This window comes from Lysinibacillus sp. fls2-241-R2A-57, assembly GCF_030209535.1.
Taxonomy (GTDB): Bacteria; Bacillota; Bacilli; order Bacillales_A; family Planococcaceae; genus Lysinibacillus.
This window is the reverse complement of record NZ_JARVRU010000144.1, coordinates 1-21,634: the sequence shown is the minus strand read 5'-3', so window position 1 is coordinate 21,634 and position 21,634 is coordinate 1. Positions and strand designations below refer to the sequence as shown.

At 37.5% G+C, this 21,634-nt stretch carries 26 protein-coding genes and 1 riboswitch; of the genes, 15 read left to right on the top strand and 11 right to left on the bottom strand.

Annotated features, from left to right (window positions below):
- Positions 1 to 134 precede the first annotated feature (134 nt).
- The 4 genes from QRN68_RS20105 to QRN68_RS20090 all read left to right on the top strand — a co-directional run bounded on the left by QRN68_RS20105 (position 135) and on the right by QRN68_RS20090 (position 3,136).
- Positions 135 to 338 carry a hypothetical protein gene (locus QRN68_RS20105; protein ID WP_285398713.1) on the top strand — a complete coding sequence of 68 codons (204 nt, stop codon included), beginning with the start codon at positions 135 to 137 and terminating at the stop codon, positions 336 to 338.
- Between the two features lie 89 nt (positions 339 to 427).
- On the top strand, positions 428 to 703 hold the full coding sequence (locus tag QRN68_RS20100; RefSeq protein WP_285398712.1) for a hypothetical protein: 276 nt from the start codon (positions 428 to 430) through the stop codon (positions 701 to 703).
- 295 nt (positions 704 to 998) lie between these two features.
- A riboswitch (cobalamin riboswitch) is annotated at positions 999 to 1,168 on the top strand.
- Between the two features lie 162 nt (positions 1,169 to 1,330).
- Positions 1,331 to 1,513 carry a hypothetical protein gene (locus QRN68_RS20095; protein ID WP_285398711.1) on the top strand — a complete coding sequence of 61 codons (183 nt, stop codon included), beginning with the start codon at positions 1,331 to 1,333 and terminating at the stop codon, positions 1,511 to 1,513.
- 264 nt (positions 1,514 to 1,777) lie between these two features.
- Positions 1,778 to 3,136: a PepSY-associated TM helix domain-containing protein gene (locus tag QRN68_RS20090; RefSeq protein WP_285398710.1), complete on the top strand. Its 1,359-nt coding sequence runs from the start codon at positions 1,778 to 1,780 to the stop codon at positions 3,134 to 3,136.
- Positions 3,137 to 3,195: 59 nt separating this feature from the next.
- Here QRN68_RS20090 and QRN68_RS20085 read toward each other — a convergent pair whose 3' ends face one another.
- From QRN68_RS20085 to QRN68_RS20065, 5 genes are all read right to left on the bottom strand, one after another.
- Entirely contained in the window at positions 3,196 to 3,801 is a 606-nt protein-coding gene (locus tag QRN68_RS20085; protein WP_285398709.1) for a response regulator transcription factor, read from the bottom strand.
- Positions 3,798 to 4,829, bottom strand: a complete 1,032-nt coding sequence (locus tag QRN68_RS20080) for a sensor histidine kinase (protein WP_285398708.1) — start codon at positions 4,827 to 4,829, stop codon at positions 3,798 to 3,800. Before QRN68_RS20080 ends, QRN68_RS20085 begins: the two co-directional genes overlap by 4 nt.
- A 97-nt stretch (positions 4,830 to 4,926) precedes the next feature.
- Positions 4,927 to 6,057 (bottom strand): DUF418 domain-containing protein, encoded by a 1,131-nt coding sequence (locus QRN68_RS20075; protein WP_285398707.1) that lies wholly within the window; start codon positions 6,055 to 6,057, stop codon positions 4,927 to 4,929.
- 257 nt (positions 6,058 to 6,314) lie between these two features.
- Positions 6,315 to 7,022 carry a class I SAM-dependent methyltransferase gene (locus tag QRN68_RS20070; RefSeq protein ID WP_285398705.1) on the bottom strand — a complete coding sequence of 236 codons (708 nt, stop codon included), beginning with the start codon at positions 7,020 to 7,022 and terminating at the stop codon, positions 6,315 to 6,317.
- 579 nt (positions 7,023 to 7,601) lie between these two features.
- Positions 7,602 to 8,651 (bottom strand): NAD(P)/FAD-dependent oxidoreductase, encoded by a 1,050-nt coding sequence (locus QRN68_RS20065; RefSeq protein WP_285398704.1) that lies wholly within the window; start codon positions 8,649 to 8,651, stop codon positions 7,602 to 7,604.
- Positions 8,652 to 8,798: 147 nt separating this feature from the next.
- Between QRN68_RS20065 and QRN68_RS20060 the strand changes: the two genes are divergently transcribed.
- From QRN68_RS20060 to QRN68_RS20040, 5 genes are all read left to right on the top strand, one after another.
- Positions 8,799 to 9,587 carry an ABC transporter ATP-binding protein gene (locus tag QRN68_RS20060; RefSeq protein WP_481817476.1) on the top strand — a complete coding sequence of 263 codons (789 nt, stop codon included), beginning with the start codon at positions 8,799 to 8,801 and terminating at the stop codon, positions 9,585 to 9,587.
- Positions 9,588 to 9,601: 14 nt separating this feature from the next.
- Positions 9,602 to 10,528, top strand: a complete 927-nt coding sequence (locus QRN68_RS20055) for an iron-hydroxamate ABC transporter substrate-binding protein (RefSeq protein ID WP_285398702.1) — start codon at positions 9,602 to 9,604, stop codon at positions 10,526 to 10,528.
- A gap of 26 nt (positions 10,529 to 10,554) precedes the next feature.
- A complete protein-coding gene (locus tag QRN68_RS20050; RefSeq protein ID WP_285398701.1) occupies positions 10,555 to 11,556 on the top strand; it encodes a FecCD family ABC transporter permease in 1,002 nt (333 codons plus the stop codon).
- A complete protein-coding gene (locus tag QRN68_RS20045; protein ID WP_285398699.1) occupies positions 11,549 to 12,556 on the top strand; it encodes a FecCD family ABC transporter permease in 1,008 nt (335 codons plus the stop codon). Before QRN68_RS20050 ends, QRN68_RS20045 begins: the two co-directional genes overlap by 8 nt.
- 85 nt (positions 12,557 to 12,641) lie before the next feature.
- On the top strand, positions 12,642 to 13,175 hold the full coding sequence (locus QRN68_RS20040) for a hypothetical protein (RefSeq protein WP_285398697.1): 534 nt from the start codon (positions 12,642 to 12,644) through the stop codon (positions 13,173 to 13,175).
- On the opposite strand, the gene QRN68_RS20035 is transcribed toward QRN68_RS20040, so the two are convergent.
- Genes QRN68_RS20035 through QRN68_RS20020 form a run of 4 tightly spaced genes read right to left on the bottom strand, consistent with a single transcriptional unit; the run spans position 13,162 to position 13,843 of the window.
- Positions 13,162 to 13,308, bottom strand: coding sequence for a hypothetical protein (locus QRN68_RS20035; RefSeq protein ID WP_285398695.1), 147 nt, complete (start codon positions 13,306 to 13,308; stop codon positions 13,162 to 13,164). The two genes, QRN68_RS20040 and QRN68_RS20035, sit on opposite strands and share 14 nt — an antisense overlap.
- A complete protein-coding gene (locus tag QRN68_RS20030) occupies positions 13,265 to 13,513 on the bottom strand; it encodes a hypothetical protein (RefSeq protein WP_285398693.1) in 249 nt (82 codons plus the stop codon). The genes QRN68_RS20035 and QRN68_RS20030 overlap by 44 nt, the downstream gene beginning before the upstream one ends.
- Complete coding sequence (locus QRN68_RS20025) at positions 13,468 to 13,698, bottom strand: hypothetical protein (RefSeq protein WP_285398691.1); 231 nt, start codon at positions 13,696 to 13,698, stop codon at positions 13,468 to 13,470. The genes QRN68_RS20030 and QRN68_RS20025 overlap by 46 nt, the downstream gene beginning before the upstream one ends.
- Positions 13,634 to 13,843 (bottom strand): hypothetical protein, encoded by a 210-nt coding sequence (locus tag QRN68_RS20020; RefSeq protein ID WP_285398690.1) that lies wholly within the window; start codon positions 13,841 to 13,843, stop codon positions 13,634 to 13,636. Before QRN68_RS20020 ends, QRN68_RS20025 begins: the two co-directional genes overlap by 65 nt.
- 221 nt (positions 13,844 to 14,064) lie before the next feature.
- Here QRN68_RS20020 and QRN68_RS20015 point away from each other — a divergent pair, with 221 nt between their 5' ends.
- On the top strand, positions 14,065 to 15,012 hold the full coding sequence (locus QRN68_RS20015) for a nuclease-related domain-containing protein (RefSeq protein ID WP_285398688.1): 948 nt from the start codon (positions 14,065 to 14,067) through the stop codon (positions 15,010 to 15,012).
- A gap of 11 nt (positions 15,013 to 15,023) precedes the next feature.
- Here the strand turns inward: QRN68_RS20015 and QRN68_RS20010 are convergent, their stop codons facing one another.
- Complete coding sequence (locus QRN68_RS20010; RefSeq protein WP_285398686.1) at positions 15,024 to 15,263, bottom strand: hypothetical protein; 240 nt, start codon at positions 15,261 to 15,263, stop codon at positions 15,024 to 15,026.
- Between the two features lie 262 nt (positions 15,264 to 15,525).
- Entirely contained in the window at positions 15,526 to 15,801 is a 276-nt protein-coding gene (locus QRN68_RS20005) for a hypothetical protein (RefSeq protein ID WP_285398684.1), read from the bottom strand.
- Positions 15,802 to 15,945: 144 nt separating this feature from the next.
- On the opposite strand from QRN68_RS20005, the gene QRN68_RS20000 reads away from it, so the two are divergent.
- From QRN68_RS20000 to QRN68_RS19980, 5 genes are all read left to right on the top strand, one after another.
- The gene (locus tag QRN68_RS20000; protein ID WP_285398682.1) at positions 15,946 to 16,365 is read left to right on the top strand and encodes a MarR family winged helix-turn-helix transcriptional regulator; all 420 of its coding nucleotides are present in this window, start codon (positions 15,946 to 15,948) and stop codon (positions 16,363 to 16,365) included.
- An 11-nt stretch (positions 16,366 to 16,376) separates the two neighbouring features.
- Positions 16,377 to 17,573, top strand: a complete 1,197-nt coding sequence (locus tag QRN68_RS19995; protein ID WP_285398681.1) for an MFS transporter — start codon at positions 16,377 to 16,379, stop codon at positions 17,571 to 17,573.
- 137 nt (positions 17,574 to 17,710) lie between these two features.
- On the top strand, positions 17,711 to 18,586 hold the full coding sequence (efeO, locus tag QRN68_RS19990) for an iron uptake system protein EfeO (RefSeq protein WP_285398680.1): 876 nt from the start codon (positions 17,711 to 17,713) through the stop codon (positions 18,584 to 18,586).
- 6 nt (positions 18,587 to 18,592) lie between these two features.
- Positions 18,593 to 19,852: an iron uptake transporter deferrochelatase/peroxidase subunit gene (gene efeB, locus QRN68_RS19985; RefSeq protein ID WP_285398679.1), complete on the top strand. Its 1,260-nt coding sequence runs from the start codon at positions 18,593 to 18,595 to the stop codon at positions 19,850 to 19,852.
- Complete coding sequence (locus QRN68_RS19980) at positions 19,827 to 21,542, top strand: FTR1 family iron permease (protein WP_285398678.1); 1,716 nt, start codon at positions 19,827 to 19,829, stop codon at positions 21,540 to 21,542. Before efeB ends, QRN68_RS19980 begins: the two co-directional genes overlap by 26 nt.
- The last annotated feature ends 92 nt before the right edge of the window (positions 21,543 to 21,634 follow it).

Sequence of the window (21,634 nt, the reverse complement as noted above, 5' to 3'; positions counted from 1 at the left end):
ATAAAACGAACGAAAGTAGCTTTAGCGATTCTGTTTTGGGGCTCGACACTAAATATAATTTCCCTAAATAATCTCTATCAATCTCTAATATAATTGAAGTATTATCTATTCTACTTTATTGGAGGTGATAGAATGTGAAAGAAAGGGAGGATAAAGATATGTTAGAAGTTCTAAAAGAAGAAAAATTCGATACAAAAGAAAAGATTACTAAAAGATATGATCTTGATAGTGAACGAATTAAGGAACTTGTAGCAAGTAAAAAAACTGTAATAGTCAAGAATGGAGTTATGCAAATTAATCCTTCTCATCCTGATTATGACTTTTGGATGGAGGATTGACTGATTTATGAAAGCAAGAGACATATACAGACTTAACCATCCTTACGAAGAAGGACGTGGTGATAAAGTTCTCACTCCTTGTTTTTGTTTTGACTTCTACGCCTAAAGAATTACTTGCATTAAAAATAACTACAAAACCGAGACCTCAAAATAGAGTAGAAATTAGATATTGGCATGAAGCTAATTTAGAATGTGAGTCATATGTTCAATGTGACCGATTTACACCTTTTATTTTAGATGGGGAAGTAGAATTTATTGTGATGCTAGAACAAAGTGATTATGATAGAGTTGTCTTGAAATTTAATGAATTTTACCCTATCTTAAATATGCAAAAAGAGTATGAGGAAAGTTTAAAACGTACATAGCATTTAACTAACTAAGAAAATAAACCATTATATACCAACTTTCCCCTTCTATACTTTGGAAGGGTTTTATTATTTTATTTCTCAAAACAATTAGATACTTAAAAATAAAAGAAGAAGCATGCGAAATTTTTGGTACGCTTTTTTTGTTTGTCAAAAAAAATGAAAAGTTATAACAAGTTACTAAAAAGACTTTAAAAATTGAATCCATTACCAATAGATAATTGCAGGAGTGTTGATTAATCTTTTAGGATATTGATGTATACACAAAGCTTTATGGTCTAATAATAATAACAGAATAATAAGATATAGATACAACTTGGAATTTCGATTTGTTTAAAAGGGAAGATTGGTGCAAATTCGACGCTGGCCAGCAACTGTAATTGGGAGCACGTTTCAAAAAAACTGTTACGACTTGTAATGGGAAGGCTATCTAATACAACCGAAAAACCTATGCGGATAGGGATGTTGAGTGTGACTAGAGAAATTCTTCTGCATGCTTATAGTACGATGGTTGCTAAGAATGTAGCTTTTATTACGAATAGAATGCTTAATTCGACCTGGCGATCAGCGTAGTATGTCGTGTATTTGTCATAGTAGACAACTTTTTAAAGAGGAGGAGTGTTACACATGAATCCACAAGTAATCGAGTATTATGAAAATCTGTTAAAATATGAAATCATGCAAAAGCAGTATACAAACGCTTCTCAAACGTTATGGGAGCTAGTTGAACAGTATGTTGGGCAGGATGCTGTTCATAAATATGATATTCTAACAGCTTATTCGAATGTAATGAAAGAACTAATTGGATAAAATGTAACTTTAATCAGTAGAGGATTCTTCATCCCACTGATTATTTGTTACGGGCAGTTAATACTACTTAATGCTCACCATTTTGATGGGGCATTAAGTAGTTTTTTTATGGAGCGAAGCGGCACATCGTGAAAGTGTCCAGTCGGAACGGAAATCAATCTCAGGTTATCTTTGTCATAAAAAATCCTATAGGACTTCATTCTTATTTCACTTTTTCTCTATATAATAATTTTGCGCTTATTATTATAGATTGGAGAATTATTCATGAAAAACCCGCTTTATCAGAGTTTTTGGCGAATGCACTTTTATGCCGCATTATTTATTACTCCACTGCTTATTTCGCTAACACTCAGTGGTATAGGTTATCTATTTTATACCGATGTTGAAGATCATTTATATGATAACTACTTTTTTGGTGATAGTGGAAAAACCGAAGAACTATCCATTGACGAGGCTGTTAAACTTGCAGAAGAATCATATGCTGGCTATAAAACAAATAAAATTATTGAGTTAGAAGAACCATATAATACACGTTTAACGATGAAAAATGCAGATGGGGAAGAGAGATATGTGTTCTTAGATGATCATAACCAAATTATTGGTGGTCAAGATGCTGGTTACACATTTTCTAATATTATGAGAAATTTGCATAGTTCTTTATTTATCGGAGGAACTTTTGTCAATTATTTAGTAGAATTAGCTGCGTGTTGGGCTGTTTTTTTACTGCTTTCAGGCATATATATGACGTTTAAAGCAAAACTACTAAAGAAAACAAAGCAGACAAACAAACGTCAAAAAAGTAGAAAATTTCATGCGCTTATTGGGACAATTATTACGATCCCGATGCTTGTTATTATTTTCACAGGCTTACCTTGGTCTGCGGTGATGGGGAATTTTATTTACCAAGCTTCACAAGATCATCCGTCTTTCGGCACGCCATTATTGCAGCAACAGCCACCTACATCTGATGTAAGTGAGATTCCTTGGGCTACTCGTAAAGAAACCCCTCCAACGTCAGATTCAGGACATGCAGCACATCATGGTATGAAAGAAAGTACGGTCTGTGGTGCTAACCCTTACCAACTAAGTGTAGAAAAGCTACAACATGAAATTGATGCAATGAATATATCAAAACCTTACGCGATTATCTATCCTACTAGTGATGTCGGTGTCTATACAGTTGCAAAGTCTAGTAACACAGGTGTAACAGGCCTTGATGTTAGCCCGTATGATGAAACAACGATGTATTTTGATCAATATAGTGGGAAGTTTATTGACAAGGTTGACTATGAGGACTATGGCATTCTTGCGAAATGGTTCACTTGGGGAATTCCTTTACATGAAGGTCACTTGTTTGGCTGGCCAAATAAATTAATCAATTTACTAGTATGTGTAGCATTTTTAGTGGTTATTGCTTGGGGAATTAGAACATGGGTACTACGCAAGAAGAAAGATCATCTTTCTGCACCACCTAAAATCTCTCAAAAAGTATCTATTCCTTTTATCATTTTCATGATTATTTTAGGTATTCTGATGCCACTATTTGGACTTTCTTTAATAGCTGTTGTACTGATAGAAATAATCATAAATTTGGTATCTAAAAATAAAAAAGAAGTCAATTAACATACTAAGCGATACTGTTTCCTCCATTAGATGAGGAATGCAGTATCGCTTTTCTTTTTCTAAAGCCAGCCTTTCTCACTTGCAACTTGTGCAGCTTGTTGTCTAGATTCGACATGTAGTTTTTGAATGGAGGTTGATAAATAGTTTCGAATAGTACCTTTCGTTAAAAATAATTTTTTACTAATCTCATTGGTTGTTAGACCTTCTTTTACGAGCTGTAGAACAGCAATTTCACGTTCATTTAGTGGATTTTGTTCCTTCATAAACAATGTAGCAGCTAAATCTCTGCTGACTACCTTTTCACCATTCATCACTTTTCTAATTGTTTCAATTAAATAGTCGATCGGTTCGTCTTTTAGTAAATAACCGTGAACCTCACAATCCATCGCTTTCTGTAAATAGCCAGGGCGTGCAAAGGTAGTGACAATCATCACCTTGCATGGTAAATTTGCTTGTCTAATTTTTTCAGCGAGCTCAAGTCCAGTAAGATTCGGCATTTCGATGTCCAATACACAAACATCCGGTAGCTCTTGTTGAATATATTCCCACGCTTTTTGACCATCTGAAACTTCTGCGATCACTTTTATATCAGGCTCAAACGACAACAAGGAAGCCAAGGCACCACGTAACATTTGCTGATCCTCTGCTAGTAATACGCTTATCATATATTATGTTCCTTTCTGTATTGTTGGATAGGTAGTGTTAACGTCACAATCGTTCCAGCTGTCGTTAAATTGTCAATGGACGCACTTCCTTGAAGGGCATTCATTCTTTCTTTCATCGATGATAATCCATTGCCATGCCCTTGATTATGTAAGCCCACACCATCGTCAAAAATTTTAAATGTTAATATTCCATCTATATAGTAGATATCTATTTGGCATTTTTTCGCTTGACTATGTTTAATAATATTTGTAGTTGCTTCCCGAAGACATAAGGACAGCATCGTTTCTTCCACACTTGCTAGTAGTAGTTTTGGGCAATTATTTTTAATTTTTATGGAAATATCTGCTGTTTGTAAATGCTGTTGACAAAGTATTAGCTCACTCTCTAACGAAATAAAATTCATATCGGACACTAATTCTCTTACTTGCTTAAGTGCTGTCCGCGTTGTTGCTAAAATCTCATTTAACTCTTCTTTAACACGCATAGTATCTTTATCGACTAATTTTGATGTTAGTTCTGTTTTTATTTTAATCATTGTCAATGTATGACCAATCGTATCATGGAGGTCTCTAGCAATACGTTGTCTTTCTTCTTGCTGTACAAGCTGAGTATTTACCTCTGTTAATTCTGTCTGTAGTTTTTTTGATTTTTCTACATAATAGATTAGCATTGGAAAAAGTAGCTGAATGATCATTATTGGTATTAAAACTTCGGTTTCTAATGTAAAAGATGTTCCAGGTTCAAACCAAATAACTATAAAAAACATAAGGGCAATTGCAAACATTCCTACTGCAATATGCCACTTAGTTTTAGCTCTTCCAAGTAAATCAGCAAATGTAAATCCAAAAACTAACATAGTAGAACCTTCATAAATACCTAGTATGACAATAAGAGTAAAACCTATTAAAGAAGCTCCAAGTAAACGCCAATCTTTAAACCATAAAGCAATATAGAAGGCTACTAAAAATAACATTAGAATTATTACTTTAGCAAGTAATGATAATTGAGAATCTGATCCTAATACCATGGTGCATAAAAAAATGAGCGTTACTACATCGATAATTAGATAATGCTTTGCTTGATCTCTTGGGTAAATTTTTATATGCTACACCAACCCTTATTGATTATTTACGTGTGATAGCTTGAATGGTATTTTTACGAACCCATTCCAATGGTCCAAAATGAAAGTGCTTTATGCACATATGGGCAATATAAATTTGTAGGAGGGAAATGGACATCCAAATGGCAATAATTTCAATGCTATTCAACTTTCCTCCTAAACCTAAGCCCCAGCCATAGAAAATGATAGATGCCATAATATTTTGAAGAACATAGCAACTTAAAGACATTTTGCCGACGTTTCCAAGTTTCTTCCATAACCAATCTGCCTTCTTGTATTCTATCAGCTTACCTAATATACCAATATAACCAATTGATAGGATAGGAGCAAATAAATAGCGAACTGGGAAATCAAAAGTTCCTCCAGGAATAAAAATAAGAAGATTCAATGGGATCCCAATATAAATACCGATAGAAAATAGCCTTTTTCGGACTTGGCGACCATGCTCACTTTGAGAAAATACACCGTTACGCATAAATTTAACACCAAGTAAAAATAAGAAGATGTTCATGGGAATAATAAAGATTGCTTCTGCTCTATAGTAGAGAAAATTTGCTAAGCGATATTGTATTTGTTCAAACCAAGTGCCGTTTTGATAAAGTGAAACGACCGAATCGCTATCATAGAGTACACTGGCACCTTGCAATGTACTTAATAAAATGAATAGAATCATGATGGCATGAAAACCACCGAACACATATAAACAACGATTTATCGCTTTATCACCAGCTTTGACGATAAAGGCAACGATAATCCCTGTCACAGCATAGCTCATTAAAATATCGTATTCCATAACTAAGGTAAAATGGATAAGCCCTTCCGTAAATAAAAATACAAGTGTCCAAATATACATACCTGGCCAAGCATTTCCTTGCCGTTTGGACTGTTGATATTTTAATTCTAGACCAACCCCAAACATAATTGTTAACAATCCAAGTAGCTTGCCGTTTACTAAAAATAAAACTGACATTCGTAAAAAGTCATTAAATGACCACCAGCCTGAATAATTACTTGTCATAATAGCAGATGCCTCACCAAGATAAGCAAAAATCCAAATATTTGTACCAAGCGTACCTAATACAGCAAAACCTCGTAATATATCTATTAACGGTAGCCTTTGATTATTTTGTAGCATGTTTCAAATCACTCTCTCTTTGTTTTCTTACTTAAATCATATGGAAAATCAAAGGGAAAACATATTCACACGAGTCAAAGGTTCTATATGACAGGTGTCATTTTGTAGTGTCAGAATACAAAAAACCAGCAATGCTTAGGCTGCTGGTTTGTCTAAAAAGATCTTTGTTCGATTTGGCGATACACGTTGGAAACAATATGCATATTTGCATTACATCTATACACATCAATTTGAAGTTTGGATTATTATTTATGTAACTATTTAGTACATGAATAAATTCTATAGTCCAGAACCCCTTCATACTTTAAGTTCATATCAATATGCTTTTCCATTACATCGTAAAGTTCAGGCTCAATATCCTTTGAGTAATGAAATTCTGGTTTTGAGGAGATTGTTTTGTTTTTTTGTATGCGAATATTTTTAAAGCCAGCTTGTTTAAACAAAGCTACCCAATCCTTTTTCATTAAGAAAGAATCAAATCCATAAAACTGTTGGATTTCTTTTTCAATCTTTGCTTCAAGTGGTTGATGAATGGTAAATTCAATTGCAATGAACCGGCCACCATTTTTTAATAAACGCAAGATTTCTTTCAGCGCACTAGGTTTATTGACAAAAGAAAGAACAGATTCAGAAATAATGAAATCAAATGTATGAGCTGGTAACGGTATTTGTTCTATCGAGGATTGAATTATTTTTACCGGTAAGCGGTTTTTTTTCATTCTCCTTTTTGCCTTTGCGACCATTATTGAATTAGTATCTATACCAGTTACCTTTGCTTCATATTTACTTGCCAAATAGGCAGCGCTTTGTCCTGTACCACATCCTACATCTAAAATATGAGAAGCTTTACTAATGGTCTCAGACTTGAAAATTTCCTTTGTTAGATTAATACCACCAGGATGTGCCCCTCCAACACCAAATTTGGACAGAAAATCAAGATATTTAGACTTTTGAACCGGAACCACCTTCTTTATGAGTTATGTTTGTATAATATGTGATTAAAACTAGTATTGTGTCAGGAAGAAGTGGGGAGGTAAATAGGGGAAGAATTAGTGCTGAAATATGTTCGTTTTTTTTGAACAATCTATATTTTGAAAGACTAAACAATAAAAAAAAACGTACATATACTAATTAAAAGTTTTCTGTAGGGGGTGAATTGATGCCGTTTTTTCAGCCGAATCCTAGAAGGAGACCATCTCCGCCGAGCTATAGACAAAGTTTTGGCCCTCCTTATCGAGGTAGACAGGAGCAACCTTACTTTTATCCTAATCAACAACCCCAAGTTTCTAGATTTGGAAGGTTACCAAATCATGTAAATACTCTAATGAGACATGCGGGAACTATATCATATGGAGTTAATATGGTAAGGCAAATGGGATCTTTTTTAAGTATATTTAGGTAATGTATCTCGATGGAAGCATTCATATTAAAAGCAATAATAATTAGATTGCTTTTAATATTTGATGTGGATGAAAAATCCTGTACCGCGCGGATACATTGTGTAAAAAACCCTCTTAAGCAAATTTTTAAGAGGGTTTTGATGTTTAATTTACTTGTAAAAGATGTTTTTCAATAATAGTGCGATTTTTGTCTTTAAATACCTCATTATGTGATGAAACGATCCCATGACGATAGGCAGTAGGCTCTAAATACGTTTTGATGGAGTTCACGGCATTAGCTGCATCCTGAAAAGTACCTAGGAGAAGATGAATTTTTCCGTCAAATGTTAATATATCACCTGCTGCAAAAATTCCAGGCTGTGCTGTTTCTCCTGTAGCCTTGCCTTCGAAATAGTAATCATCTTTTTTAAGAATGGTGATAGCTTGATCAAATTCTAATGATGCTTCGCGGTTATAGCCATGGCTAACAATTACTTCATCGATTTGACGTGTATAACTTTGCTTTGTTTGTGAGTTTTCACATGTCACTAATTGAATGGCTGTTTTGTCAGCATTTGCAGTCAGCTTTGTAATAGCTGTATTGTATTCAATCTGTACGCCCGCATCTAAAGCCTCTTGAATTGTGGCTTCATGGGCAGATAACTTATCTTTGCGATAAACAACCGTTACGTTTTTAGCGATAGGACAAAGCTCAACTGCCCAGTCAATCGCCGCATTTCCGCCTCCGGAAATAATAATTTCCTTGTCCACAAAACGTTGATAGGACTGCACGGTATAGTGTAAATTAGTCATTTCGTATTTTTCTGCGCCATCTAGAGTAAGTTTTTGAGGGTTAATGATTCCACCACCAACTGCTATAAGAACAGTTTTAGAGTAGTGCTTATCTCCTTGCGCACTATGAAGAACAAAAATATCGTCTTGACGCTCAATGAAATCAACTTTTGTGCCTGTTAAAATAGTTGGTTCAAAAGTTTTTGCTTGTGCAATTAATTGTTGCACAAATTGTTCTCCTAACACAGGAGGGTGACCACCAATATCCCAAATTAGCTTTTCAGGATAAAGCAAAACTTTACCACCGAGCTTTTCTTGACTTTCAATCAATTTCGTTTTTAATCCTCGTAAACCACTATAAAAGGCACTATATAGTCCTGCTGGGCCACCGCCAATAATTGTTATATCGTAAATATGTTGCATTTATATCGACACATCCTTAAAAATGATAAAAAAGTATTTGACAAAACCTTATTTGATTACTAGACTAACATTAGTGATAATGATTATCATTATCGGCATATCGTTATCATAGCACGGGAAGAAGTAAAAAGAAAGTGAGGTTACATTTTGCGTTTACAAGTTGAATCGATTCGTATTGGCTATGAGAGCAAAACGATTGTGCGTGATTTATCGTTGCAAATTCCAGACGGTAAAATAACAACGATTATTGGCTCTAATGGCTGTGGTAAATCTACACTTTTAAAAGCTATTACAAGAATTTTGAAGCATGAGAGTGGCCAAGTCATTTTAGACGGTCAAAATATTTCCAAGATGAATACGAAGGAATTAGCGAAAGAGCTTGCTATATTGCCACAAAGTCCAGAGAGTGCTCATGGTTTAACAGTGGAGGAACTTGTATCCTACGGTCGATTTCCATATCAAAAAGGCTTTGGCAATTTATCGCAAAAGGATAAAGAAGTGATTGACTGGGCCTTAAAGGTAACTAAAACGGATGATTTTCGGTTAAATACGGTTGATGCCTTATCTGGTGGACAGCGGCAACGAGTGTGGATTGCGATGGCATTAGCACAAGAGACCGATATTATATTTTTAGATGAGCCAACAACATATTTAGATATGGCACATCAATTAGAGGTTTTAGAATTACTTTATAAGTTAAATGAAGAAGAAGGGCGCACAATTGTCATGGTGTTACATGATTTAAATCAAGCAGCTCGTTTTTCTGATTATATTGTTGCTCTTTCGCAAGGAGAGCTTGTGAAGTTTGGTACGGCTGAGGAAGTTATTGTACCTGAAGTATTAGAAAAAGTGTTTAATATTGATGCAGTTATTGGCAAGGATCCACGAACAGACAAGCCAATGTGCATTACATATAACTTATTACAAACGGTTTAAAAGGAGAATTACGGATGAAAAAGTGGTTATTACCAATGTTTATGATGGTCGTACTAGTGCTTGCAGCGTGCGGCAATAAAGAAGAGAAGGTTGAAAAAGCGGATGAGGGCTCTAAAGAAGCATCGTCAGCAGAAACAATTACGTATCAATCAGAAACAGGCCCAATTGAAGTACCTGCTAACCCTAAACGTGTAGTTGTCTTGTCTTCTTTTGTTGGGGATTTATTACACCTTGGAGTAAATGTTGTTGGTGTTGATGCATGGGCAGCGAAAAATCCAAACTTCCAAGATGACATAAAAGATGCAGTGGTTGTGGAAAATACAGATATTGAAAAAATTCTTGAGTTAGAACCTGATTTAATTATTGGTTTAAATGGTATTGAAAATGCAGATAAATTAGCAGAAATCGCTCCAACTGTATTATTTACTTACGGAAAAGTTGACTATTTACAGCAATTTATTGAAATCGGTAAGGTTGTTAACAAAGAAAAAGAAGCAACTGAATGGGTAAAAGACTTTAAAGCGCGTGCTGCAGAAACAGGTACGAAAATTAAAGAAAAAATCGGTGAAGATGCAACCGTTACTGTTGCAGAAATGTTCAATAAACAATTATATGTTTATGGAGATAACTGGGGTCGTGGAACAGAAATTTTATATCAAGAAATGGGCTTGAAAATGCCAGAAAAAGTGAAGAAAGATGCTTTAAAGCCAGGTTATTTTGCGATTTCACAAGAAGTATTAGGTGAATATGCAGGTGACTATGTGATTTTTAGTATGTTCCAAGATCAAGATAATTCCTTTACAAATGCTACATGGTTTAAAGATTTAGAAGCGGTGAAGAATGGACATTTATTTGAAGTGAATGCCAACGCATTTTACTTTAATGATCCAATCACATTAGAGAATCAATTAGATTTCTTTGAAGAGAAGTTTTTACAATAATATTTAGTAGAGAGTAGCGAAGGCAAATGACAAAGTTTCGACAATTCCCATTTTGGCTTCAGGCGCTGCTTGCACTGATCATATTAGCTGTGACAGTAACAGTCTCGCTTTGTGTTGGCGCGGCTAATACTAGCATTCAAGATGTCTATGAAGCTATTGTCGGACAAAGAGGTGGCGAGCATTATTCGGTATTACGGGAAATTCGATTTCCTCGTATTATTGCTGCTATTTTTGTGGGTAGTGCACTTGCAGTTGCTGGGGCTATTATGCAAGGGGTTACTAGAAATCCATTAGCAGATCCAGGTCTCCTTGGTCTAACGGCAGGCGCGAATGCGGCACTTGCTCTAACAATGGCATTTATCCCTAAAACCTCTTTTTATATGCTTATATTTGCATGTTTCGTAGGTGCAGGGATAGGGATGATTATTGTTTATGGTATTGGTGCCTCTACAAAGAATGGCTTTTCGCCATTAAAGCTTGTCTTAGCAGGTGCAGCAGTATCTGCTCTATTACAAGCAATTGCAGATGTTACGGGAATATTATTTCAAATTTCAAAAGATGTATCGATGTGGACGAGTGGTGGTTTAATTGGTACAACATGGCAATCCTTAATTATTGTTCCGTGTATTTTAATAGGCTTAGTGATCGCGTTCGCATTTAGTCGTCAGCTAACCATTTTAAGCTTAAATGAAGAAGTTGCTGTTGGGTTAGGGCAAAATACGACAGTCATTAAAGGAATTATGATGTTTGTAGTTGTCGTACTGGCGGGCTCTGCAGTTGCGCTCGTTGGTAATCTAGCATTTGTTGGTTTAATGGTGCCCCATATTGTGCGTGCTATTGTTGGGACAGACTATCGATTTGTCTTACCGATGAGTGCCATTATCGGTGGATGGTTTATGGTAACAGCGGATTTTGCAGGACGAATGATTAATGCTCCTTATGAAACACCTGTAGTTGCAATTATTTCAATAATCGGCCTTCCGTTCTTCTTACTTATTGTTCGCAAGGGAGGTAGGCAGCTTGTTTAATGTCGGGCGAAAAAAACAACGTAAATGGTTAATAGTATGGATAATGTTAACAATAGTTATTTTTGTGATGGGGATTTCAATGGGAGCTGCTTCGGTTTCCATCGACCGCATAATACCGATATTGCTGGGAGACGGCAACTTTAAAGAATCATTCGTGTTGTTTTCTGTTCGTTTGCCAAGATTGTTTGTGTTGGCAGCGGCAGGGATGGCGTTAGCATTAGCGGGTGCCGTTTTACAGGGGGTGACACGTAATGATTTAGCGGACCCTGGCATTATTGGGATTAATGCTGGGGCAGGTGTAGGGATTACGCTTTTTTATCTCCTTGTCGACGGTGATCTTCCTAATTTTGCGTATGTATTACCACTTGTAGGATTTGGCAGCGCTTTATTAACAGCATTGTGTATTTACTCTTTCTCGTATAAGCGCAATATGGGTGTACAGCCAATCCAATTTATTTTAGTCGGTGTAGGTGTAGCATCTGCCTTATCTGGTTTCATGATATTATTAATTTCCTCAGCTGAGCGTAGTGACGTGCAATTTATCGCGCAATGGCTTGCGGGTAATGTATGGGGAACAGATTGGCCATTTTTCTGGGCTTTATTGCCTTGGCTAGTGCTAGGTATTCCATTTATTTTTTATAAGGCGAATGTGTTAAATGTACTGGCGATGTCAGAACAAACGGCAGTTGGCCTAGGCATGAATATTGCACGCGAGCGCTTGCAATTGTTAGTTGTCTCTGTAGCATTAGCTGCGGCAGCTGTATCGGTAACAGGGGGAATTGCCTTTATCGGACTAATGGCTCCACATATCGCAAAGCAGCTAGTAGGACCACGCTTCCAGTTATTCTTACCGCTGACCTTGTTTATAGGTGCAAGTTTACTAATGCTAGCGGATACGATTGGCCGCGTAGCCATTTCAAGCGCAACAGTGCCAGCTGGTATTGTCGTAGCTTGTATCGGTGCACCTTACTTTTTATATTTACTACGAAAAAACGACTGAATGGCTTAGGCTGTTTGGTTGTTTTTTTTGTTGAAAGGCTTTTCTGAATATTTATTGAATATGATTAATAAGGGAGTGATAGTATATGAGGAAATTATTAATCGTTTTATTATGTTCCATAATTGTATTGTCAGCGTGTAATCCAACGTTAGCAATTACTGAAGTAAAATCTGTACCAAAGGATCTGCAAGAAACTCTAAATGTCCTTGGAATGGAAGCTTATGTGCAAATGATAAATAATGGTGAAAAGCGCTCATATATTGTGATAAATACAAAGGATACTGTTACGGTCAGCGTAGAGAGTAAGGAAGATGCGATTGTAATAAACATTGATGAAGTTGAAAATCAAAACGACGAAGTTATTAAGCAGCATATTTATAAACTGACGGTAGATGCAAATTATGAATATATTTATTTATATAAAAATGGTGAACAGATTCCGTTCAATATAGTGGGGGCAAAAAAGTGGCAGAAAGAAATAGCGGTGACGGAAAGCAAGGTCGTATCGACGGATAGAAGTCTCAGAGCGACGGAAAGAACAGAGCAACCGACGGATAGAAATGCCAAGGTGACGGATAGAAATAGCGGCGACGGAAAGGAAGGGCTTAGCGACGGATAGAAGTCTTAGAGCGACGGAAAGAACAGCGCAACCGACGGATAGAAATGCCAAGGCGACGGATAGAAATAGCGGCGACGGAAAGCAAGGGCTTAGCGACGGATAGAACAGAGCAACCGACGGATAGTAATGCCAAGGAGACGGAAAGAAATAGCGGCGACGGAAAGCAAGGGCTTAGCGACGGATAGAAGTCTCAGAGCGACGGAAAGAACAGAGCAACCGACGGATAGAAATGCCAAGGAGACGGATAGAATAGCGGCGACGGAAAGCAAGGGCTTAGCGACGGATAGAAGTCTCAAAGCGACGGAAAGAACAGCGCAATCGACGGATAGAAATGCCAAGGCGACGGATAGAAGTAGCGGTGACGGAAAGCAAGGCCGTATCGACGGATAAAACAGCGCAACCGACGGATAGTAATGCCAAGGAGACGGAAAGAAATAGCGGCGACGGAAAGCAAGGTCTCATCGACGGATAGAAGTCTCAGAGCGACGGAAAGAACAGAGCAACTGACGGATAGAAATGCCAAGGCGACGGATAGGAATAGACGCGACGGAAAGCAAGGTCTCATCGACGGATAGAAGTCTCAGAGCGACGGAAAGAACAGAGCAACCGACGGATAGAAATGCCAAGGTGACGGATAGAAATAGCGGCGACGGAAAGCAAGGTCTCATCGACGGATAGAAGTCTCGGAGTGACGGAAAGAACCCAAGCACCGACGGATAGCGAGCAAAAAAATACTAGCAAGAGCTGAATCGAGAGGATTTTTCCGTACTTTTTATCTAAAAAAGTTGTTGAAAGATTTAATTTGTACTATATGTATTTCAAGTTTTTTGGAACCTCTTTTTATGAGGTTCTTTTTTTATAAAATAGTTATAGGGAGGCGAAAAAAACAATGATTTTATTAGACCGTCAGGAATCGGAGGAACACAAAATTTTAGAAGCCTTGGTACGAAGATTAACTAGTACACATACTGATTACATGAATTATTTTGAGAAGTTGAGGCGTATACATGCAGGCTTTGCAGGGGAGCAAAGAGTAGATGCAGAATGGCTTGAAATTATTTTACCTCAACCGCATTATTTTCTTAATGGTTTACAAATACTCAATCACTTTGGTACTACGCATCAAATAGACACCATTTTACTATGTCCTCAATTTATATTGATTCTTGAAATAAAAAATGTAACAGGCTTTCTGGATTTCGATGAATCATTTAATCAATTTACACGAACTAAAGCAGAAGGCGATGTAGAAGGAATGACGAATCCACTTCATCAAAGTAGGCGACATATGGAGTGGATGATGGGTATGTTACAACAGTCACGACTTAAAATACCCGTTCATTATGCAGTCGTTTTGGCAACGAAAAATGCTATTTTATCAAAGAGTTTAAGGGGACAACCAATTTTTCATGTTTCAGGTTTACGTTATCACGTGCGAGAATTGCATCAACGGTATAAAGAGACAGTGGTGGATGAGGAAAAGCTTTTTCAATTTGCTTCCAAATTATTGTCCATGCATATGCCAATAAAAAGAGAAATAGCAGTGCCTGTCCAGGATCTAATAAAAGGTGTGTTATGCGAAAGTTGTTTAAATGGACAGACAATGAACTATTGTTACCCGAAATGGTATTGTCAACGCTGTGGGGCAGTTGATCAAGAGGCAATTTTTAGAACGCTTGAAGATTATCGATTGCTAGTAGGCGAAACGTTAACAAATAAAAGCTTTTGTGAGTTTTTTAAAATAGATTCGCCGAATACAGCTTATAAATTACTACAAAAGTTAACGTTGAAACCTGAGGGAACTAAAAGGAATAGGAAGTATTGGATAGAAAATTAAAGAGCAAGGATTCAAGCGGTCTGAATTTTTGCTAGATAAGTCATCGACGGATAGAAGCCTTCAGGTGATGGAAAGAAATAACGGTGACGGAAAGCAAGGCAACCCCGACGGATAGGAATCTCAGAGCGACGGAAAGAACAGCGCCATCGACGGATAAAAATCTCAAGGTGACGGATAGAAATAGCGCCGACGGAAACTATGGAGTCATCGACGGATAGAAGTCTTTGAGCGACGGAAAGAAAAGCGGTCACGACGGATAGAAGCCTTCAGGTGACGGATAGAAATAGCACCGACGGAAACTATGGAGTCATCGACGGATAGAAGTTTTTGAGCGACGGAAAGAGAAGCGGCCCCGACGGATAGAAGTCCTCAGGTGACGGATAGAAATAGCGGCGACGGAAACTATGGAGTCATCGATGGATAGAAGTCTTGGGGCGACGGAAAGAAAAGCGGCCCCGACGGATAGAAGTCCTCAGGTGACGGATAGAAATAGCGGCGACGGAAACTATGGAGTCATCGACGGATAGAAGTCTTTGAGCGACGGAAAGAAAAGCGGCCCCGACGGATAGAAGTCTTTGAGCGACGGAAAGCAAGGCAACATCGACGGATAGAAGTCTTTGAGCGACGGAAAGAAAAGCGACCCCGACGGATAGAAGTCCTCAGGTGACGGATAGAAATAGCACCGACGGAAAGCAAGGCAACATCGACGGATTGAAATCTCAGAACGACGGATAGAACACCGCGATCGCCGGATAGAAGTCTCGAAGCGACGGATAGAACAGCAATCACGACGAATAGCGGCTCTAAACTAGAGGATATCTCGCTAATTTCATACTAGACAAATAGGATTTTTCGGCATATAGTTATCTAGGCTAACTAACCAAAGAAATGGCATATAGTTACCTTAGCTAACCAATTAAAGGAGTGGTATTTTTGACAATCGAACAAGATTTTTTTAATCAGTACCGCTTAATGTACAGACCGTTTATTAATCAAGTGAATGTACAGTTAGAGGAATATCAGTTATATAGCTCACAATGGGCTGTCCTTCGATTATTAAATGATAAGGGTCGACATTCATTCGTGGAGATTGCGCATTATATGTCTATTGAAAAGCCAAGTGTCACAAGGTTCGTTCAAAAGCTTGTGGAGCTCGGCTATGTGGAAACGGTAGCGGGCAAGGATAAGCGCGAAAAGCTTGTGCAATTAACGACTTATGGTGAAGAGATAGTACAAGAAATTAAGGCGCATTTAAGACCTTTGTTTGAACAGGCACTCACAGGTGTATCAAGGCAGGAGATTGAGATTGCGACACAAGTGTTAACTAAAATTTGTGAAAACATAAATCGGTAGGAGTGAAAAAAGTGGAAGCAACTAGAGATAAACTATGGACAAAGGACTTTTTAATCGTCTCACTTATTAACTTTACCATTACTTTAATTTTTTATTTATTGATGGTAACAATTGCAGGCTATGCGGTTGAGCATTTTGGTGCTTCAACTAGTACGGCAGGGCTTGTATCGAGTATTTTTATTATTGGAACTTTATTTGGTCGTCTCGGGGCAGGACGAATCATTGGTGATTGGGGAAGTAAAAAGACATTATTTTGTGGGTTATTATTGTTTATGCTATCAACGATGTCTTATTTTTTGGCGGCAAATTTGACACTTCTAATGCTCAATCGTTTAGTACAAGGAATTGCACTTGGGGTGGCAAGTACGGCAACTGGAACGATTATTGCACAAATTTTACCGCCTGAACGACGCGGTGAGGGTATTGGTTATTACAGCTTAAGTGCCATCTTAGCAACTGCTATCGGACCGTTTATAGGTATTCTTTTAACACAACAGTTTGAAGATTATCGTATGATTTTTGCGGTCGATTCAGTATTAGCTATTATTTGCTTTCTGATGTATTTTATCGTTACAGTTCCTGACGCATCGAAGAAGGCTAAAGCAATGGCAGAGAAAACAGGCTTTAAGCTAACCAATTTTATCGAAATGCGTGCTATGCCAATTGCTTTTGTGGCGTTAGTTATCGGCTTTGCCTACTCTGGTGTTATGTCATTTATGACGTTTTACGCGAAAGAGCTTGATTTGGTTACAGCGGGAAGTTATTTCTTTATCATTTATGCAATCGTGATTCTAGCGACACGTCCGTTTACAGGAAAGCTACTAGACTCAAGAGGTGCGAATATTGTTATTTATCCTTGTTTAGTCATTTTTGCAATCGGTATGTATGCCTTTAGTTCAGCGACGAGTAGCTTTGTATTTTTACTAGCTGCTGCTTGCATAGGAATTGGTTATGGTAACTTCAATTCTGTAGCACAAGCAATCGCTATTAAGGTTACACCAAATGAGCGTTTAGGACTTGCGACATCGACATATTTTATTTTATATGATTTAGGTTTAGGGGTTGGTCCGTATTTCTTAGGATTCTTTGTTCCGACGATGGGGTACAGTGCCATTTTCTTTGCGATGGTATTCGTAATTTTAGTGTCAATTGTCCTGTATTATTTCTTATATGGGAAATATGAGAATAACGAAAATTTAATAGATTAGGATCGAGACGTTATTTTTCTAGTTTTATATCAACTAGAAAATGACGTTTTTTGCTTTAAATAAAAATACTTCTTGCAATCGACTTTGATAATCATTATCATTCTCAATATAAACTATTTCGGAAGTAGGTACTTAGCATGAAAAAAACGTCATTATTGTCAGTATTAGTTGCAGGAGGCATTCTTATGACTGGCTGTGGCAATACAGAAGAAGCAAAAAAAGAGGAAAAGCCAGCAACGGAACAAACAGATAAAGCAGATAAAGCAAAAGAAGTTGATTTATCAGCTGAACTAGCAGCTTATAAACAATTTGCTTTAGAACAAATGGATCAATTCTTAACAGAAACAGAAAAATTTGTGAATGCATTTAAAGCAGGTAAAATTGAAGAAGCAAAAGCAGCCTATGCACCAGCTCGTATGTATTTCGAGCGTTCAGAACCAATCGCAGAAAGCTTTGGTGACCTTGACCCACGTATTGACGGTCGTTTAGCCGATATCCAAGAAGAAGGTAAGGGCGAGGAAGAGTGGACAGGTTACCATAAGCTTGAACATGCGCTTTGGGTTGAAAATAAAACGGCAGGCTACGAGAAAGTAGCAGATCAACTATTAGCTGATGCTAAAGAATTACACGCATTAGTTCAAACTGTAGAAGTAACACCAGATTTAATGATTACAGGTGCTGTTGATTTATTAAATGAAGTATCAACATCTAAAATCACTGGTGAAGAAGAAATCTATTCTCACACTGACCTTTATGACTTTAAAGCAAATATCGAAGGCGCAGAAAAAATCTTTGAAATCTTACGTCCAAAATTAGAAGCGAAAGACAAAGACTTAGTAGCGACATTAGATGAAAAATTCAAAGCAGTGGACGATTTATTGGCACAGCATGCAACAGCTGACGGTGGATATGTTTCATACGAGAAATTAACAGAAGAAAATACAAAAGCACTTGCAGCAGCAGTTAATCAACTTGGAGAACCATTAAGTCAAATGGGAATTATTTTGGAGTGATAGTAAATGACTGAATCAAATGATGAAAAATTGATCAATAAAAAAATATCTAGACGTGATATGTTGAAGCTAACAGGCATCGGGGTAGCTGGTGTAGCGATCGGTGCTTCAGGCTTAGGTGGTGTTATGAAAGCAATGGGCTATGATGTGTTTGAGCCTGTTGCGGATAGCACTACAGCAAGTAATAAAGTTAATTTTTATGGAAAACATCAATCTGGCATTACTACACCTGTTCAGACAAATATTTATTTTGCTTCTTTGGATGTTTTATTCACATCAAAGAAAGAGCTACAAGAGTTGTTCAAACAATGGACACCTCTTGTTGTTCGTTTAATGAATGGTGAATTAATGGAAGATTTAACAACAAATACTAGAGTTCCAACAGGAGATACTGGTGAAGCAGTAGGATTAGATGCCTCAAATTTATCAATTACAATTGGGGTTGGTCCTTCTCTTTTCGATAAACTTGGTATCCAGCATTTAAAGCCAGCTGAATTAAAAGATTTACCACATTTCCCAAAAGATCAGCTGCAAAAGGAATTTACAGGTGGAGATCTTTGTATTCAAGCGTGTGCGGATGACCCACAGGTGGCGTTTCATGCAGTGCGTAATTTAGTTCGCGCAGCCTCAGGTAAAGTAGAGATTAAATGGTCACAAGCAGGCTTCAATTCTTTCCCAGCTGGTGGAGGAACACCTCGAAATTTATTTGCGTTCAAGGATGGCACGGTAAATCCAGCGATTACAGATGAAAAAGATTTAAACAAAGTGGTATGGGTCGATAAAGGCTGGCTAAAAGGTGGCTCTTATTTAGTAGCACGTAAAGTTCAAATGCATCTTGAAACATGGGATCGTACATCTTTAAAAGATCAGGAAGCCACATTTGGTCGTTATCGCGATAGCGGTGCACCGTTGGGTAAAAAGAAGGAATTTGATGATTTTGATGTAGAGGCGAAGGATAGCAAAGGCGAGTATATTATGCCAGATACGTCGCATGTGCATTTGGCACGTAAATCGGGTGCGCGCGTTTTACGTCGCTCTTACTCGTATGCATCAGGTGTTATGACGAATACAGGTGCTCATGATGCTGGGCTAGTATTTATCTCTTTCCAAAAAGACCCAGAGCAATTTATAAAAGTCCAAAATACTTTAGGGCGTCTTGATAAAATGAATGAGTACATTACCCATCGAGGCAGCGCAGTGTTTGCTTGCTTCCCTGGTGTACAAAAGGGGAGTTATCTAGGTGAAGCACTTTTTAACGCGCTGTAGTATTATTCTTTGCTTGTTATTGGCACTTGCTGTACCAGTGCAGGCAGCTCAATCTTATAGTCATTTGTACATTTCTATTAGTGATGCGCTAATGAGCACAAAGCAAGACAAAGAAGATGAGGCGAAACTTGCCCTCGAACAATTTGCTAATGATTGGGCATCGGTCACTTCTGAACAGAAGGAAGCAAAGAAAAAAGTTGATGAAATTCTTGCACAAGCACTTGAAGCTACTTCAAAGGATGAACGCTTAGAGGCGCTATCTGCATTGTCAAATGCTTTACGTGCGTTAGAAAACCTCGAAAATCCTGTGGATGAAGCGGCGCAACGTACAGAATTTGGGCAAAAGTTTAAACCAATCATGGCGGACTTTGAGAAAGCCTTAGCAAGTGGGGACATCGCAGCAATCGATGAAGCCTATAAAGATTTTAATATCAAATGGAATAAAAATGAAAGACCTGTCCGTGAGCAAAGTATCGCGATGTATGGGCAAATTGAAACACAAATGGCGTTTTTACGCATTTCCATTTCGGCTGAGGAACCTGATGTAGACCTTATGAAGTCCCAATTCGCAGATTTAAAACAAACGATTGAGGATTTTGTAGCTGGTAAGGAAACAGCGGAAGCAGTCGAAGGAGAATATTCGTTATCTACATTAATTGCCTATATTGATGAGGCGAACGATTTTATCGATGCAGGTGATTATAAAGCTGCCTCCGATAAAATTCGTGAATTCATTACTATATGGCCAAGTGTAGAAATTGAGATTTCTACTCGAAATGGTGGTCTATATACTAAAATTGAAAGTGATATGCCGATTATCGCTAGTGATTTATTAAAATCAACAGTTGATAAAGAAGCTATTAAAAGTAAATTAGATAATTTCCGCACTGAAATTGAGCTAATTCAAGGTGACTCAGATTATACTTTATGGGATTCCGCTTTAATCTTATTACGTGAAGGCTTAGAGGCACTATTAATTATTTTAGCATTAGTATCGTTCTTAGAGAAATCAGGTCAAAAGACAATGCGCAAATGGATTTACGTAGGCGCATTTGTAGGGGTTCTTTTATCTGCAGTTGCTGCGATTTTAATGTCTACAATTTTCAACTCTGCGACAGTTGATACAAATCGAGAGATAATGGAAGGTTATATTGGCTTACTAGCTGCAGCAATGATGATTGGGGTCGGTATTTGGCTCCATAGTAAATCGAATGTGGCAAGTTGGAACCGCTATATTTCCAAACAAATGGGTAATGCTATTTCAAGTGGCTCGGTATTTGCCATGGCGTCAATCAGCTTCCTGTCCGTTTTCCGTGAAGGAGCAGAAACACTTGTCTTCTACGCAGGAATTGCGCCTAAAATGGAGACTTCTCAATTTGTGCTAGGTATCGTAGTAGCAATTCTAGTATTAACAATTTTTGCATTTGTGTTATTTAAAGCAAGTGGAAAAATTCCAGTATATAAATTTTTCGCAGTGGCAACGATGTTAATTTATGTACTGGCCTTTAAAATTATTGGTGTCAGTCTGCATACATTGCAGCTGCGGGGTACAGTTTCAACTACAATTGTAGATGGCTTACCGGTTATCAGCTTCATTGGTTTCTATCCAACTGTAGAAACAATGATTGGACAAGCGATTTTACTAGTGCTCGTTGTAGCTACAATCATCTTTAAAAAGAAACAAAAATAAATCGAAGTGGTTGGGACAAAACTAGCCAAAACTTAATAAGCGCGAGAAATCAATTTAGAAACGTTGATTTCTCGCGCTTTTTTGATGTTAAA